We start from the raw sequence: 17,241 nt of genomic DNA, 5'->3' as shown, positions 1-17,241 counted from the left end.
TTTCAATCATCGATGGGCAAAGAAAACTAAACAACCTCAGTAGATTTAGGATTAGTGAATATACTATATCCTGTTTCCCAAATCTCATATTTTTCTTCAAACATTATCTTAGATGTTTCTTACGGGTTTATTTTTCGTGTAATTACAAACGAAATATAAATGATGTGCAGCTGTGCAAATTATTAGAAACCTATTGGTGTTTGCCAGGCGTTTTTGTTATTGAGTGTAAGAGTAATAATCATTATATCTCCACAAGCTGACTAAACTATATTTTATATAATCCACTCTCTACTTACTAACTAAAAAATCTAATATGAAAAGAAATTTACTCTCTTTCTTTGCTATGATGTTGCTGATTTCGTCAGCACTAATGGCACAAATTCCCCAAGGGTATTACGATTCGGCTTCAGGCTTAAGCGGTGATGCCTTAAAAAGCGCTCTTAATAATATTATTAAGGGGCATACTGAATACCCTTATAGTTCAACTTCAACTGATGTTTGGGATATTTTGAAGGAAGCTGACCGTGATCCCAACAATCCGGATAATGTGTTGTGTATTTACTCAAAATTCTCCATTAATGCTGCTGCTGAGTATAATAATGGTGATGGATGGAATAAAGAGCACGTTTGGGCAAAATCAAGAGGGGACTTTGGAACAACAATGGGACCGGGAACCGATTTGCATCATATTCGTGCGGCAGATGTGTCTACGAATTCGGCTCGAAATAACCGTAACTTCGATGAAGCATCAACACCTTATGTCGATAATGGAGGAAGCAATAACGGACCGACTCCTGCTTATACTAGCGATGTGGATTGGGTTTGGGAGCCACCTGCAGATGTAAAAGGTGATGTAGCCCGAATGTTGATGTATATGACTGTTCGTTATGAAGGTTTTGATGGCGAACCCGATTTGGAATTGCAGGAAGATTATCTTGATGCATCAAGTAAGGCACCTGGACAGGCACGCTTGTCGACTCTTATTCAGTGGCATTTAAACGATCCTGTTGATGACGAGGAACGTAGAAGAAACAATGTGGTTTATTCATATCAGCACAATCGTAATCCATTTATCGATCATCCTGAATTTGTTTGTGAGATTTTTGATTGTGGAGGAACACAACCGACCAATTCAGCGCCTCTGTTTTCATCGTCAGCACCTGTTGATGCTACTGAAAATATCGCTTATACCTATACTATTACTGCTACTGATGTTGATAATGATAAATTAAGCTTTTCAGCAAGTGGTTTGCCTTCATGGCTGAATTTAGTTGATAATGGTAATGGTTCAGCCGTATTGAGCGGAACTCCTTTGCTTGCTAATGTGGGTGTTAATTCAATACGTATTTCAGTGAGTGATGGACAGGTCTCTGCAATTCAGGATTTTCAAATTACAGTTGCAGGAGAAAATGTTGGTGGTGCAGCCAGTGATCTGTTCTTTTCAGAATATATTGAAGGTTCATCAAATAATAAAGCTCTCGAAGTAGCTAATTTTACGGGTTCTACAGTAGATTTGTCAGCCTACACAATTAAGAAACAGACCAATGGTGCCGGTTTATGGTCAAGTGGTTTGGTTTTGAGTGGTACGCTGGCGAATCAAGACGTTTATGTTGCTGCTAATTCTTCAGCAGTACCAGAGATTACAAGTCAGGCAGATTATACCGGAGGTGTTGGAGAGATGACTTTTAATGGGAACGATGCGCTAGGCCTATTTAAAAATGATGTTTTGATCGATGTCATAGGTAATTTTGATGGTGGTTCGGCAAATTTTGCTCAGGATCAAACCTTGCGTCGTAAATCCAGTATTTCAGGCCCTAATACAATTTATACTCTATCGGAGTGGGATGTGTTGCTGAAGGATAGTTTTGATGGGTTAGGTTCGCATGTATTTGATGGTGGAGTAGTAGTTCCGGATGTAGAGGCTCCAAGCTCTCCAGGAAATTTAGCATCATCCAACATTACTGAGAATGGCTTTGATATTTCGTGGTCGGCTTCAACTGATAATGTAGCTGTAACAAATTATGACGTATATCTTAATGATGTCCTTGTAGCAACTCAAATTTCACAAACCTACAGTTTTAGTTCTTTAAATGCAGGAACGACTTATGCAGTGAAGGTGATTGCAAAAGATGCTGCGGGTAATTTATCAATAGCCAGCAATATTAATGTTCAGACAATTGCTCCGGATACTCAGGCACCAACTGTACCTGCTAATTTGGCTGTGGCCAATGTAAGTCAAACAAGTTTTGATATTTCATGGTCAGCCTCAACTGATAATGTGGCTGTAACAGCATATGAAGTGTATCTTGATAATATTCTTGTAGCAACACAAACTGCTACAAATTATGGATTTACGACATTGAGTGCAGGCACGACTTATATTGTAAAGGTATTGGCTAAAGATGAAGCCGGGAATAAATCGGCTGCAACACAATTGAGTATTTCTACTCAGTCTGCTCCGAGTTCTAAAGTGCTTATTGCAAGTGATTTTGAATCGGGATGGGATAACTGGATAAGTGGTGGTAGTGATGCTTACTTGTATTCTGGTAACAGATCATATCAGGGCTTATATTCTGTTGATTTGCAGGATGATTCTGGAGAAGGTTCAGCAATGACATCGCCATCATTTAATATCACTGCTTACAATCAGATTGATATAGAGTTTTATTACTATTCGTACAGTATGGAAACCAATGAAGATTTCTTTGTAAAATACTTCGATGGTTCGTCGTGGAATACTGTGGCAAGCTTTGTAAGTGGTGTTGATTTCGATAACAATAATTATTACGTGGCAACTTTAAGTTTTGATGCGTCACAGTATAATTTCGCTTCAGATGCGAAGTTTCGTTTTCAGTGTGATGCCAGCTCAAATAGCGATGATATTTACATCGATCTTGTGACAATTACAGCTTCGAATACTGGAACAAAGTCTGATTTTACGCATACTGTTTCATCTGTATTTGTAAAGGCAGGATTAGAGAAAAATACTGAAGAGGAAGCGAGTATCTATCCAAATCCGGCAACTGATTATTTCGATCTTGCGCTTATTCTTGAAAAGGAAGTTGATTTGGATATTGATATTTACGATTTAAATGGTCGTCTGGTATCTTCAACTAAAGAATTGAATTGTGTGGGTGACTATACCAAACGCATGAACATTTCAGGTTTGGGATCAGGTATGTATTTGGTTGTCGTTAAGGGTGAAAATATCAATTTATCAAAACGATTGATCGTAAAATAAGAATTAATAAAACCGAGTTTAAAGATGCACAGTTCGTTTTGAGCTGTGCATTTTTTATAATTGACGTGATAGGATTTTTGATTTCGATAAGTCTGAATACAAAAAAAAATGGACTCATCTTCATATAACAGATCAGGTCTTGTGAGTGAATTTTTATTTGTCAGGAATCACAGATTATATTTTTTCTACCTTTAGGCTTTCAGAAAATTTAATCAACACATTAAAAATGAAAAGAATTTTATTAACAGCACTGACTATGACGGTTTGCGTTAGTGCTTTTGCTCAGCAAAAAAAAGACAAATCGATTTTTAAAGAGTACGAGCCAGGTTATTACCAAAACTCTATCCTTAAGGATATCAGAAACGTTGATGCTAAATTGGAAAATAAAGAAGTAGATAAGCGTTTCTTCATGGATCAGTCATCTTATGATCTTCCTAATGATATCAGCTTATACAAGAATAATACACAATGGGCATTGCCAACTATTTCTCAGGGAAATACAGGTACTTGCTGGTGTTTTTCAACCACTTCCTTTTATGAGTCAGAAGTATATCGTCTTCACAAAAAGAAAGTTGATATTTCCGAGCTGTATACAGTTTATTGGGAGTATGTTGAGAAAGCTCGTCGTTTTGTGAAAGAAAGAGGTGACTCAGAATTTGGAGAAGGATCAGAAGGGAATGCTGTTGCTCGTATGTGGAAAACTTATGGTGTTGTGCCACAATCTGAGTATACTGGATTGAAGGATGGACGTAAGTTTCATACGCATGCAAAAATGTATGAAGAAATGTTGGCTTATTTAAAGTTCTTAAAGAAAAGCAATGCATGGAATGAGGAAGAGGCTATTGCCACTATTAAGTCTATCATGAATCATTATATTGGGGTACCTCCAACTAAATTTACAGTGGAAGGTAAAGAATATACACCTCAAACTTATTTGAAAGACTACTTACAGTTAAATCCGGACGATTATATCGAATTGCTTTCGTATAAGCAAGAGCCATACTGGCAGCAAGTTGAATATAAGGTAGCCGATAACTGGTGGCATTCAAAAGAGTACTACAATGTACCTCTTGATGTTTATATGGAAGCGATTAAATCTGCTGTTCGCGAAGGTTATACCATGAGCATTGGAGGTGATGTTTCTGAGGCAGGTTTCTTGCGTACAACCAATTGTGCTATGATTCCTTCATTTGATATTCCATCTGAATATATTACTGAAGATGCGCGTCAGTTCCGTTTTTCAAACGGTACAACTACTGACGATCATGGTATGCACCTGATTGGTTACTATGTTGACAAAGATGGTAAGGATTGGTATTTGATTAAAGATTCTAGTTCAGGGTCTCGTAATATCGATGAAAATTCTGCTGAATTCGGTTATTATTTCTTCCACGAAGATTACGTGAAGCTTAAAATGATGGGCATTACCATTCATAAAGATGCTGTAAATAAATTATTGAAGAAGTTTAAATAAACTCCTTTAAACGACATTAGGCCCCTTTGCATATCATGTAAAGGGGTTTTTTGTTGGGAAAAACTTTGGGGAGTATTGATGAAATCACATTAAATTAAAAATTGTGATAACAATCGGAAATAATAATTATTTAATGCTGATGAATTGTATATCTTTGTACGCCAAATAGAGAAGCTAAACAACCTCATATATTTAAAGATTATGCAAGAAAAGATTTTGATTCTTGACTTTGGCTCGCAGTACACTCAGCTGATTGCTCGACGTGTTCGCGAATTAAATGTTTATTGCGAAATTCATCCTTACAACCATCCTCCAAAATTGGATGATAGTATTAAAGGGGTGATCCTTTCGGGAAGTCCATTCTCGGTTCGCGAAGAAAATGCTCCAATTCCAGAATTATCAGAAATTAAAGGCAAGTTACCATTACTTGGTGTTTGTTATGGTGCTCAGCATTTGGCTCACTGTTTTGGTGGGGAAGTTATGGCATCAAACAAGAGAGAATATGGTCGTGCAAACCTGACTTCTGTTGATAATACCAACGAGTTGTTGAAAGGTATCAGTATGAATTCGCAAGTATGGATGTCACATGGTGATACCATTGAGCGCATGCCGGATAACTACAAGGTGATTGCGAGTACGGCTGATGTTGAGAATGCAGCTTTTGCTATTGAAGGTGAAATGTCTTACGGTATTCAATTTCATCCTGAGGTTTATCACAGTACTGAAGGAACAATTTTGTTGAAAAATTACATCGTTGATATTTGTGGTTGTAAGCAAGACTGGACTCCGGATGCTTTTGTGGAAACAACAGTTGCCGAGTTGAAAGAGAAGTTGGGTGATGATAGAGTTATTTTAGGTTTATCAGGCGGTGTTGATTCAACTGTTGCAGCCCTGTTGTTGCATAAGGCAATTGGTAAAAACCTATACTGTATTTTCGTTGATAATGGCTTATTGCGTAAGAATGAGTTTACGGAGGTGTTGAAAAAATACGAAACTTTAGGCTTAAATGTAATTGGAGTTGATGCTGGGGAGAAATTTATTTCAGCCTTGGCTGGCGTAACTGAACCTGAAGCTAAACGTAAGATTATTGGAAATGCTTTTATTGAGGTTTTCGACGAAGAATCACATAAGATTGAGAATGCAAAATGGTTAGGACAAGGGACAATTTATCCTGATGTTATTGAATCTGTTTCAGTAACCGGAGGTCCTTCTCAAACCATTAAATCGCATCACAATGTTGGTGGATTGCCTGATTATATGAAACTGAAAGTGGTTGAGCCATTGAAGTTGTTATTTAAAGATGAGGTGCGTCGTGTTGGTCGAAGCATGGGACTTGAAAATAAGTTTATTAGTCGTCATCCTTTCCCGGGTCCTGGTTTGGGAATTCGTATCTTAGGCGATATCACAGCTGAGAAAGTTCGTATTCTGCAGGAAGTTGATCATATCTATATTTCAGGCTTATTGGAAGATGGTTTGTATGATGAAGTTTGGCAAGCGGGAGCGATGTTGTTGCCTGTACAATCAGTTGGTGTAATGGGGGATGAAAGAACCTACGAGAGTGTTGTTGCTCTTCGTGCGGTAAGTTCAACCGATGGAATGACAGCTGACTGGTCGCATTTACCCTATGAGTTTTTGGCAAAAGTGTCTAATAAGATCATCAATGGTGTTAAAGGGGTTAATCGAGTGGTGTACGACATCAGTTCGAAACCACCGGCAACTATTGAGTGGGAATAATATTTCAAGAGCTATCCTTTTTTGGGTAGCTCTTTTTTTTGCTACTATAGCAGTGTCTGCGTGCAAAAATGTTATTTTTCTCTAAAAGCCCATTATTTCAATATATGGTCTAAGTGATGTTTACAAAAAGATTGTATCTTTCGTTTTGCTTAACGTAAAGTCTAAATAAACAAAAATATATATGAGATTATTGAATTTTACCATTAGTAAATCTGCATTTACTTTTTTACTTTTTCTTGTTTTAAGTTTTTCACAGGTTCAGGCACAAGAGGTTAGAGATCAAACTATAAAATATCAAAACTTAATTGCTTTAGTTGATGCTTTCTATGTCGATAGTGTAAGTCTTGAAAAGTTGACTGAAGATGCGATTGTTAAAGTTCTTGCTGAACTGGATCCGCACTCAGTTTATATCAGTAAGGATGAAGTGAAAGCTATGAATGAACCTTTGCAGGGGAGTTTTAGCGGAGTTGGAATTCAATTCAATATCTTGAGAGATACCTTAATGGTTGTAGCAACCATACCTGGCGGGCCTTCTGAAAAAGCAGGTTTAAGAGCCAGTGACCGAATTATTAAGATTGATAATGAAATGGTTGCTGGTGTGGGGATGAAAAATACAGATGTATTCAAAAAATTACGAGGCGATAAAGGCACCAAAGTCAATCTGGTTATTCAACGTAAGGGCGAAAAAGAATTGCTTGATTTTCTAATTATCCGTGATGATATTCCAATCTACAGCCTTGATGCTTCTTATATGCTTAATAAGCATGTTGGGTACATCAAGTTAAATCGTTTTGCAGCTAAAACTGCAGATGAGTTTTTGGAAGCTCTTTTGAAATTGAAAGAGCAGAAGATGAAAGATCTTATTCTTGATTTGCGTGGAAATGGTGGCGGTTATATGACTGCAGCTATTAATATTGTCGATCAGATGTTTCATAAAGATCAGTTGATTGTTTTTACCGATGGTTTAAAATCGAAGCGTCACGATAATCTCTCTACAGAAACAGGGGCTTTTAAAGAAGGCCGTGTGATTGTTCTTATTGACGAAGGATCAGCTTCAGCTTCAGAGATTGTTTCGGGTGCCATTCAGGATTGGGATAGAGGTTTAATTGTAGGCCGCCGATCTTTTGGAAAAGGTTTGGTACAGCGTCAGTTTCCTTTATCAGATGGATCAATGATTCGATTGACAACTGCTCATTATTACACACCTACTGGACGTTGTATCCAAAAGCCTTATGACAATGGTTTGATGGATTATAGAATGGATATCTTCAACAGATATAAATCCGGAGAGATGATCAGTCAGGATAGTATTCATTTAGCCGATTCGTTAAAATATAAAACATTGGTAAACCAGCGTTTGGTTTATGGTGGCGGTGCTATTATGCCCGATGTATTTGTACCGATTGATACCACGGCTAATTTCAAATATTTTAATCTTTTAGCCAGAAAGAATGTGCTTTATCCTTTTGTTTTGACCTATATGGATAATAACAGAAATAATTTAAAAACGAAATACCCTGATTTCGAGAGTTTCAATAAGACTTTTGTTATAACGGATCAGATGCTTAAAGATTTAGTTGCAGAGGGAGATAAAGCCGGAGTTGAGCATACTACAGAAGAGTACCTTGCAGTGAAAGACCATCTAAAAGTTCATATAAAAGCCCTTATTGCAAGAGATTTGTGGGACGGTGCTGAGTATTATAAAATTGTAAATCAGAAAAACGAGATTCTTGATAAAGCATTGGAATTACTTGATAATCCTAAGGAATATGATAAGATTTTAAAGTAAAATTCAGATATATAAAGAGGAGTCGGATATTAATCCGACTTTTTTTATTTAAAAAGACCTGAAAATGGCTGATTTTATAAGCTAAAGACTATTTTTGTAGCGTAAATTAGAGATGGTCTATATTTGATATATACATATAGATAAATTGGCTATTCAAAAGGGTATAATTAATAACATTAGTTTTGAAAACAGATTCGGGAAAGTTTAGATTGATTGCAAAAACCTTTCATGGTTTAGAGGAGGTATTGGTTAAGGAATTAGAACAGTTAGGTGCTGAGGAGATTAGAGTATTAAAACGCGCAGTAAGTTTCGTCGGTGACAAGGCATTAATGTATAAAACGAACTTACACTTAAGAACTGCGACTCGTGTTATTAAGCCGATTTACAAGTTCACTGCATCAGATACCGATGAGTTGTACAAAGGCATACAGGAAATCGACTGGAATGAATATCTGGGATTAAAAGATACCATTGCAATTGATAGCACGATTAGTTCAGAAGATTTCAAGCATTCAAAATTTGTAACATATCGGGTTAAGGATGCCATTGTCGATCAATTCTACGAAAAAACAGGCGAACGACCATCAGTTCGTGTTGTAAATCCAACTTTAAGAATTAATGTACATATCGATAAAAATACCTGTACAGTTTCCTTAGATAGTTCCGGAGAATCATTACACAAAAGAGGTTATCGAGTTGCAGAAACTGCAGCGCCATTGAATGAAGTTATGGCAGCGGGGATGATTTTGATGTCTGAATGGGACAAGAAAAGCAACTTTATTGATCCGATGTGTGGTTCCGGTACCTTATTGATTGAGGCAGCTTTGATTGCTTACAATATTCCTGCCGGTTTGTATCGTAAAGAATTTGGTTTTCAAAAGTGGGCTGATTTCGATCAGGATCTTTGGGACGATATTTATAATGAAGAAACTGAAGTTGATTTCGATGCTAAGATTATCGGATGTGATATTTCGGATAAGGCTATGGAGATTGCTGAAGAAAATATCCGTAATGCAGGTTTAAGACGCAAAATCAAATTGACAGTAATGCCTTTCCAACAATTCATACCTCCTGTAGAAAAAGGTATTTTAATCACCAACCCACCTTACGGAGAGCGTTTGAAGGTTAAAGATTTAGAAGGTCTTTATTCAATGATTGGTGAGAGATTAAAGCACCAATTCGCAGGTTATGATGCATGGATCTTAAGTTATGGTAAGGAATGTTTTGACAGTATTGGCTTACGTCCATCACGAAAAGTGACTTTGTTTAATGGTCCTTTGGAGTGTAAGTTTCAAAAATATTCTATGTTTGCGGGAAGCAAAAAGGATAGTTATAAAAACAGAAAAGAATCGGAAAGATAAGCCATAGGACATTATTCTTTTTTTCTATTTTGTTATATTTGCTGAGAAAAGATAGTTTAATATAAAAATATTTTAATGAGTTTTAATCTTAACCAGTGGTTTGCCGATAAAGTGAGCGAAAACACCCTTTTTTATTATAAGGGGAGTGTTGGCTCAGAGCGGGTTACTGAGATATTGGATAAGATTGAAATCATTATGGATGAAAAGAAATTTCCTTTAAGAGAGAGAAAAAAAATCCTTAATGTTTTTATTGAGTTAGTTCAAAATCTTTACCATCATGGAGAGAGGTATGAGATTGATAATACGTTTAAGAGTTACGGGTGTATAATTTTCAATAATGAAGACGATGGTGTGGAAATCATATCTGCGAATTTCATTAAGATTGAAAAACTCAAAGTCTTTACCGATTATATCGATCATACAAACTCTATGGGTGCCGGAGAGCTTAAATATTTGTATAGGAAAGTATTGTCTAACAGACGTTTTTCTGAAAAAGGCGGGGGCGGCTTAGGTATTATCAATATGATAAGAAAAAGCGGGAATAAGCTTAAATATTGCTCAAAAAGAACAGAAGGAGAGAATTTCTTCTTGGTTTTAACTGTAAAAATTTAGTCAAAAAATAACGATATTCTTTTATGGATACTTTAATAATAGAAGGCAGTTCTAAAACACCAAAGGTAGTATTCGATGCCGATAAAGGCGACTTATTACTAGAGGGACGTTCAATTCCTGAAAACTCATTGGAATTTTATATTCCTTTGATGGAATGGTTGGATGATTATTCTCAGGAAGTAAACACAGATACCATTGTTCATATGAAATTGGAGTATTTTAATACCAGTTCTTCAAAGTGTATCTTGGACTTTTTCAGAAAGCTCGAAACAATTTCCAAACGAGGTAATAAGATTTCTGTCAAATGGTATTACGAAGAGGATGATGAGGATATGTTGGAAGCGGGAGAAGACTACGAAGCAATTGTAGGCTTGCCTTTTGTCATGGTTGAGCAAGAAGAAGTTTAATTGATTATCGATATAAAAAAACGGGCTATTTCATTAGAGTAGCCCGTTTTTTGTTTTTTATATTTTTAATTATTCTCCATCAATAGGACCGGAACCAATGAGTTCATCTCCATCGTACCATGCAGCAAATTGTCCTGCTACAACAGCGCGTTGGGGTTCATCGAAAAGAATATACAAGCCTTCTTTCTTAAAATAGATGGTTCCTTTTTGAAGAGGTTGACGATAACGAATTCTAATGTCGTAGCGTCGTTCACATTCTTCAGTTGGCATTAAATCGGGACGAATCCAGTGTGTTTCTTCTTTTGAGATAAAGAGAGCTTTGCGCATCAACAGGGGATGGGAGTGTCCCATACCTGTATAAACAATATTCTCTTTTACGTCAGTTCCGATAACAAAAAGCGGTTCGGCTTTTCCTCCCACATTCAAACCTTTTCTTTGGCCGACAGTAAAGAAATGAGCTCCATTGTGTTCACCCACTTTTTTCCCATGATGTCTTCTGAATTTGTAAGGTTTTGCTAACTCAACTAAATCCTCTGACTTAGGTAAGAGCTTGTGTGCATTTTCGGCAAGAACTTCAACAATAACACCTGGTTTTGCTTTAAGTTTCTGTTGCAGGAAAATGGGCAAATCAACTTTACCAACAAAACAAATCCCCTGGGAATCTTTCTTTTCAGCTGATGCTAATTTTGCTTTTCGGGCTATTTCTCGAACTTCAGGTTTTTCAATTTCTCCAATTGGGAACATGGCTTTTGAGAGTTGTTCCTGCGAAAGTTGACAAAGGAAATAACTCTGATCCTTATTGTTGTCAACACCCGCTAACAGGCTGTAAACTTCTTTTCCATCAATTATTTTGGTCTCTTTTCTGCAATAATGTCCTGTGGCCACATAGTCAGCTCCCAGTTCAAGGGCTTTTTTAAGGAAGACATCGAATTTGATCTCGCGATTGCAAAGTACATCAGGGTTTGGTGTGCGACCTTGCTCATACTCTGAGAACATATAATCGATGACCTGAGCACGATATTCCTTACTTAAATCAACAAAATGGAATGGAATGTCTAATTTTTTAGCTACCATTTGTGCAAACAGGATATCCTCGTCAAAAGGGCATTCTTCAGATTTTAAACCAACCGTATCGTTCCAGTTTTGCATGAACAATGCCTCTACTTCGTAGCCTTGTTCTTTGAGTAAATAGGCAGCAACACTTGAATCAACGCCCCCGGACAATCCTATTACAACTTTTTTTGTCATTTCTTTTTCTCCTTCATTTTGAATCTGCAAATGTACAGATTTAAATTATGAAGCGCAATATTGACTTTTTGATGTGAGCAGTGCTTATTTTTAAACAAAATAAATTAATTTAGTATGTTAATTAAGGAAGACTATTAACTTAAAAACGAAATACAATGATTAGAAAATTACTTTTTGTATTTATGGCACTTATCTGTGTAAATGCCAGTGCACAAGAGATTCAGGATACCAGTTATTGGAAAAAAGGAGGGATGGCTTCATTATCATTTTCTCAGACTTCTTTAAGCAGCTGGTCCGGTGGGGGAGATAATGCCATATCGACCAATGCGCGACTGAATTTATTTGCCAATTACACCAAAGCTAAAAATGCCTGGGATAACACATTGAATCTGGAATATGGTCTTTTAAAACAAGGTGATGAGGGGACTCGCAAAAGTATTGATAAAATCGATTTTGTAACCAAATACGGACATCAGGCGAGTAAGAAATGGTATTATTCGGCTTTGTTAGATTTTAAAACTCAGTTTGCTAAAGGGTATAATTATGGCAAAAATGAAGGTGATCCGGATCAGAAAGTATCAAATTTTATGGCTCCTGCTTACTTGTTACTTTCTTTGGGGATGGACTATAAGCCTAATGATACATTTTCAGCTTACCTTTCGCCCATAACAGGAAAAACAACCTTTGTAAATGATGAAGATTTATCTGATGCAGGTGCTTTTGGCGTTGATCCGGGTGATAAAATAAGATACGAGTTTGGTGCTCTGGCAAAACTGACCTTGAAAAAGACCGTGGCTAAAAATGTAGATTTAAAAAGTACTTTGGATTTATTTACAGCCTATTCGGAATCTTTCGGAAATATTGATGTAAACTGGGATTTGAAGATTGATATGAAAGTGAATCAGTTCTTAACCGCTTCGATCAACACAACTCTGGTTTATGATGATGACGTGCAATATGTGGATAAAGAAGGTGTAAACAGAGGTGTTCGAATTCAATTTAAAGAAGTTTTGGGCATTGGCTTAGCCTATAAGTTTTAGACAACTTCAGCCAAATTAATTTGTGCCTCCTGTGTTTCGACTCGGGAGGCATTTTTTTATTTCTTTCGGGGAGGTTTGATTGTTATTCTTGTTTGGATACTGACACAAACTAAATAAAAAAACATCTTTAGTCTTACTGTTAAGCTAGCTTAAAAATTGTATTTTCGGGATAAATTAGATCTACTATGTCATCATTAAATATATACCGGGCTTCAGCCGGATCAGGAAAAACCTATACCTTAACCCGCGAATATTTGAAGCTGGTTTTTGAGGAAGCCATAAATTATCGAAGTATCCTGGCAGTAACCTTTACCAATAAGGCGACTGATGAGATGAAATCCCGAATTCTAAAGGAGATCTATATTCTTTCAAAAGGAGAGAAGTCGCCCTATGCTGAAGAATTGATGACAATCAATCAGCTTGATAAAGCTGCCCTTCAGATTAAAGCAAAAGAAATCCTTAATCGTTTATTACACGACTACAGCCGTTTTTCGGTCACGACTATCGATAGCTTTTTTCAAAAAGTTGTGCGCTCATTTACCCGGGAAATAGGATTGCAGATGGGCTTTAATATTGAGCTCGATCAGCGTAAGGTTTTAAATGAAGTGGTCGATCTTTTGTTTCTCGATGTTGACGAAGATGCTCAATTGCGATCCTGGTTGTCTGATTTTGCCGAATCGAAAATAAAGGAAGGCAAGACCTGGAATTTTAAGAATGATATTCTTGAAGTTGGAACCGAGGTCTTCAAAGAAGATTATATGAACTTCGATCAGGTTCTGATTGAAAAATTATCGGACAAGAATTTTTTAAATGCCTATCGAAAAGGATTAAAACAAATTAAGGACGAGTTTGAAGACACTTTAAAAGAAATTGGAACGAGGGCAGTTAATCTGATTGAGAGTCAGGGCCTGAGTTTGACTGATTTTTCTTTCGGGAAATCGGGTTTTGCCAACTATTTTTACAAGCTGCAAGCGGGTGAAATGGTTGAACCAGGCGCCCGCGTTTTAGCCGCTATTGACAATCCGGATAAATGGACACCAGCTAAAGCAAGTGCCGATATTAAAGCGGCTGTTTCCACGGTTTATTCATCTGGTTTGGGTGATTTATTGAAAAATGCAGTTGAGTTTTTTGATAACGAATGCCAGCTCTATTTCTCAACCGATAAAACACTCAAATACATTTATACTCTGGGGATTCTAACGGATATCTCTAAAAAAATAAAATCCTTTACCGAGGATGAAAATCTTTTTCTATTGTCAGATGCTTCTCGTTTGCTTCGCAGTATTATTGGAACCAATGACACCCCTTTTGTGTATGAGAAAATCGGGAATGTGTACAAGCATTTTATGATTGATGAGTTTCAGGATACGTCCTCAATGCAATGGGATAATTTCCGTCCATTGGTCGGCAATTCATTGGCAGAGGACAATCGTTCTCTGGTTGTAGGCGATGTTAAACAATCGATTTATCGTTGGCGTAACGGCGACTGGAAACTACTGGCCGAACAATTGGATGTTGACTTTAAAAGTCAGGGCGTGAATGGCCTGACTTTGAATCAAAACTGGCGGAGTTCGAAGAATGTGATCAATTTTAATAATGCTCTGTATGCTATCGCTTCTCAGGCCTTACAGAACGATTATAATAATGATATTCCCCCGGCCTTGGAAGAAAGCTTGAGTGTGGAACGTGCGCGTATACTGAATGCTTATTCTGATGTTTATCAGGATTTCCCAGGGGGAAAGGATAAATGCCCGGGCTATGTGAAAGCCAATATGATTGAGGTTGAAAATGGGGAGAAGTGGACTGAAAAAGTATTGGAACAATTGCCCGCTCAGATTGAAGAGATACAAGCTCAAGGTTACAGGGCGGGTGATATGGCCATTCTGGTTCGGAACGGGCGCGAAGGTGCACAGATTGCAAACACCCTTATGACTTATCGAAACTCAGATTCAGCCAAAGAGGGAGTTAATTACAATGTCATTTCGAATGAGTCGCTTTATCTTAAGAATGCTTCGGTTATTAGCTTTTTAACGCATTTGTTGAGGTACTTTATTTACCCCGAAGATCAAATCAATCTGGCTTATTTGCTTCAGGAATATTGCCTGTACTTAAACGATGAGGCACCTGATAATCTGGATGATATTTTTGCGCAAAGCGAAGACGCGGAAGATGTATTTAAAGGTTTATTCCCTAAGGAATTTGTTGGGAATATTTCATTCCTGAAACGTCAGGCACTTTTCGATTTGGTAGAGCAATTGATTGATATTTTTGCTTTGAACAAGCGTGCTTCAGACTTTCCTTACCTGGAGGCTTTTCAGGATTTGGTTCTGAGCTTCTCACGCAGCGATTCACCTGACCTGAATTCCTTTATCGATTATTGGGAAGAGAGAAAAGACAAGGAAGTAATATCGGTATCTGATCATCAGGATGCCATTCGGATACTGACCATTCACAAATCGAAAGGCTTGGAATTTAAGGCGGTTTTATTGCCATTTTGCGATTGGGATTTGGATGATGTGAAGCACACAAAAATTCTTTGGTGCCAACCCGAATTGGAGGGGTTCAATAGAGTAGATGTTTTGCCCATTCGTTACGGTTCTGACTTAAAGAAGACCATTTATTATAAAGAATATTTTACCGAAAAACTTCAGGCTTATATCGATAATTTAAACCTCTTGTACGTTGCAACAACCCGGGCGGAGGAGGTTTTAGTTTGTTATTCGCCATTACCCGCTGGAGATAATTTTTCGAAGGTGAGTCATTTGTTATATCATATTTTTGAGAATGCCCATAAATACTCTGACGAATTTGGAGCGAAGAAAATCATCGATATCAATTCGTATTGGAACGATGAGCAGAAATGTTTTGAATTAGGTGTTTTGCCGACTAAAGAGCGTGTTGAGGAAAGCTACGAAGAGGTGCCCCGATTGCTTGAATATCCGGCGTCTATGCTGGATGACAGATTGAAACTGAGATCACATGCTGCGGATTACTTCGACTTTTCAGAGGCGGCGTCTATTGATAGTTTCGCACCCATAAATAGAGGAAATATTTTGCATATCTTGTTTCAGAATATTCGTTACGCTGAAGATCTTGATGTTGCATTGACGCAATTGAAATTTGAAGGAAAGTTGGACGAATTGCAGGCAAATGAGGTCAGACTAATGGTTCAGGATCTGTTTAGTAAGCCCCAAATTGCATCCTGGTTTTCCAAAGACTGGCGTGTGATAAATGAGCGGGATATTTTATTGGGAGAAGGCAATACTCTGCGACCCGATAGGGTAATTGTGAAAGGTGATGAAGCTATTGTGATTGATTATAAGTTTGGGAAGAATAAAGAAAAGGCGCATATTCGTCAGGTTAGTGCTTATAAAAAACTGCTTCAGCAGATGAATTATAAAAAGGTAAGTGCCTTTATTCTTTATGGGAAATTGGATGAAATTGTAGAAGTGTAAAACAAAATATAAGCCCCTAAAAATGAAATTAACATTACTTGTATTATCAATTTTTATTTTATCATCATGTGATTTTATCCTTGAGAAATTTTCCAAAAAAGATGATACCGTTGAGCAATCTTTTACGGTGGATTCCAGTTCGACGGATTCAAAAAACATAAACGGAGAAGTGAGGTATAAATACCCCAGTGGAAAACTGAAATCCATTGTCAATTATAAGGATAATAAGAAGGTTGGTATTAGCATGACCTTTTATGAATCAGGCGAAAAACAATATGAAATTCCTTATGTGGATGGGAAAAAACACGGGGAAGTTAAGTGGTTTTATAAAAGTGGGCGCTTGTATCGATCAACCACTTATGATAATGGGGTGAAACAGGGACCTCAAAAAAAATATTGGGAAAACGGTAAGATAAAATCTGAAATGGATTTTGAAAACGATATGATGTGTATGGGTTTAAAAGAATTTACCAATACCGGGAAGCAAAAAACAGAGCCTCAAATACAAGTTAAGCATGTCAATCGTCTTAGAGAATCGAGCATGTTTCACCTCGAGTTGAGTCTGGATAAAAAGTTTAGCGACGTTCAGTTTTATATTGGCAGCCTGATCAATGGTAAATCTCTTCCTGTAAAAGTAAATTCGTATATGAGTGAATTGGAAACGAAAAAAGCTAAGGCTGTTTTTAAATTTAGTATTCCCAAGGGAGGGAGTATAAATCGTGAGATTCCTATTGTTGCAGTTGTTAAGACTTCGTATCAAAATTATTATATATTGAAAACCAAAGCGAATGTTAGTGTGAGAAATCCCAACTAGAATTTCTGTTCGTTTTTTTTAGATACCAAAGCATAGAGCGTGTTTTTCAGTCATAAAAGTCAGTAT

At 37.1% G+C, this 17,241-nt stretch carries 11 protein-coding genes; 10 read left to right on the top strand and 1 reads right to left on the bottom strand.

Going from position 1 to position 17,241, the window contains the following annotated elements; translation table 11 throughout:
- Positions 1-313: 313 nt before the first annotated feature.
- The 7 genes from EO244_RS13470 (at position 314) to EO244_RS13440 (ending at position 10,618) form a co-directional block, all read left to right on the top strand.
- A complete protein-coding gene (locus EO244_RS13470; RefSeq protein ID WP_129255210.1) occupies positions 314-3,241 on the top strand; it encodes an endonuclease in 2,928 nt (975 codons plus the stop codon).
- A gap of 226 nt (positions 3,242-3,467) precedes the next feature.
- Positions 3,468-4,715, top strand: coding sequence for a C1 family peptidase (locus EO244_RS13465; RefSeq protein ID WP_206734568.1), 1,248 nt, complete (start codon positions 3,468-3,470; stop codon positions 4,713-4,715).
- Between the two features lie 201 nt (positions 4,716-4,916).
- Positions 4,917-6,449, top strand: a complete 1,533-nt coding sequence (gene guaA, locus EO244_RS13460) for a glutamine-hydrolyzing GMP synthase (protein ID WP_129255209.1) — start codon at positions 4,917-4,919, stop codon at positions 6,447-6,449.
- 181 nt (positions 6,450-6,630) lie between these two features.
- Positions 6,631-8,238: a S41 family peptidase gene (locus EO244_RS13455; protein WP_129255208.1), complete on the top strand. Its 1,608-nt coding sequence runs from the start codon at positions 6,631-6,633 to the stop codon at positions 8,236-8,238.
- A gap of 182 nt (positions 8,239-8,420) precedes the next feature.
- Positions 8,421-9,599: a THUMP domain-containing class I SAM-dependent RNA methyltransferase gene (locus EO244_RS13450; protein ID WP_206734567.1), complete on the top strand. Its 1,179-nt coding sequence runs from the start codon at positions 8,421-8,423 to the stop codon at positions 9,597-9,599.
- 75 nt (positions 9,600-9,674) lie between these two features.
- A complete protein-coding gene (locus tag EO244_RS13445) occupies positions 9,675-10,211 on the top strand; it encodes a SiaB family protein kinase (RefSeq protein WP_129255207.1) in 537 nt (178 codons plus the stop codon).
- 23 nt (positions 10,212-10,234) lie between these two features.
- Positions 10,235-10,618: a DUF1987 domain-containing protein gene (locus tag EO244_RS13440; RefSeq protein ID WP_129255206.1), complete on the top strand. Its 384-nt coding sequence runs from the start codon at positions 10,235-10,237 to the stop codon at positions 10,616-10,618.
- A gap of 69 nt (positions 10,619-10,687) precedes the next feature.
- On the opposite strand, the gene mnmA is transcribed toward EO244_RS13440, so the two are convergent.
- Positions 10,688-11,896: a tRNA 2-thiouridine(34) synthase MnmA gene (mnmA, locus tag EO244_RS13435; RefSeq protein ID WP_241687986.1), complete on the bottom strand. Its 1,209-nt coding sequence runs from the start codon at positions 11,894-11,896 to the stop codon at positions 10,688-10,690.
- Positions 11,897-12,021: 125 nt separating this feature from the next.
- Between mnmA and EO244_RS13430 the strand changes: the two genes are divergently transcribed.
- The 3 genes from EO244_RS13430 (at position 12,022) to EO244_RS13420 (ending at position 17,175) form a co-directional block, all read left to right on the top strand.
- Positions 12,022-12,906 carry a DUF3078 domain-containing protein gene (locus tag EO244_RS13430; protein WP_129255205.1) on the top strand — a complete coding sequence of 295 codons (885 nt, stop codon included), beginning with the start codon at positions 12,022-12,024 and terminating at the stop codon, positions 12,904-12,906.
- A 185-nt stretch (positions 12,907-13,091) separates the two neighbouring features.
- Complete coding sequence (locus EO244_RS13425) at positions 13,092-16,361, top strand: UvrD-helicase domain-containing protein (protein ID WP_129255204.1); 3,270 nt, start codon at positions 13,092-13,094, stop codon at positions 16,359-16,361.
- Positions 16,362-16,383: 22 nt separating this feature from the next.
- Positions 16,384-17,175, top strand: coding sequence for a toxin-antitoxin system YwqK family antitoxin (locus EO244_RS13420; RefSeq protein WP_129255203.1), 792 nt, complete (start codon positions 16,384-16,386; stop codon positions 17,173-17,175).
- Positions 17,176-17,241: the final 66 nt, after the last annotated feature.

This window comes from Ancylomarina salipaludis (assembly GCF_004122035.1).
In the GTDB taxonomy this organism is placed as follows: domain Bacteria; phylum Bacteroidota; class Bacteroidia; order Bacteroidales; family Marinifilaceae; genus Ancylomarina; species Ancylomarina salipaludis.
Note: the sequence above shows the minus strand (reverse complement) of the source record. Positions and strands in the feature narration are given on the sequence as shown.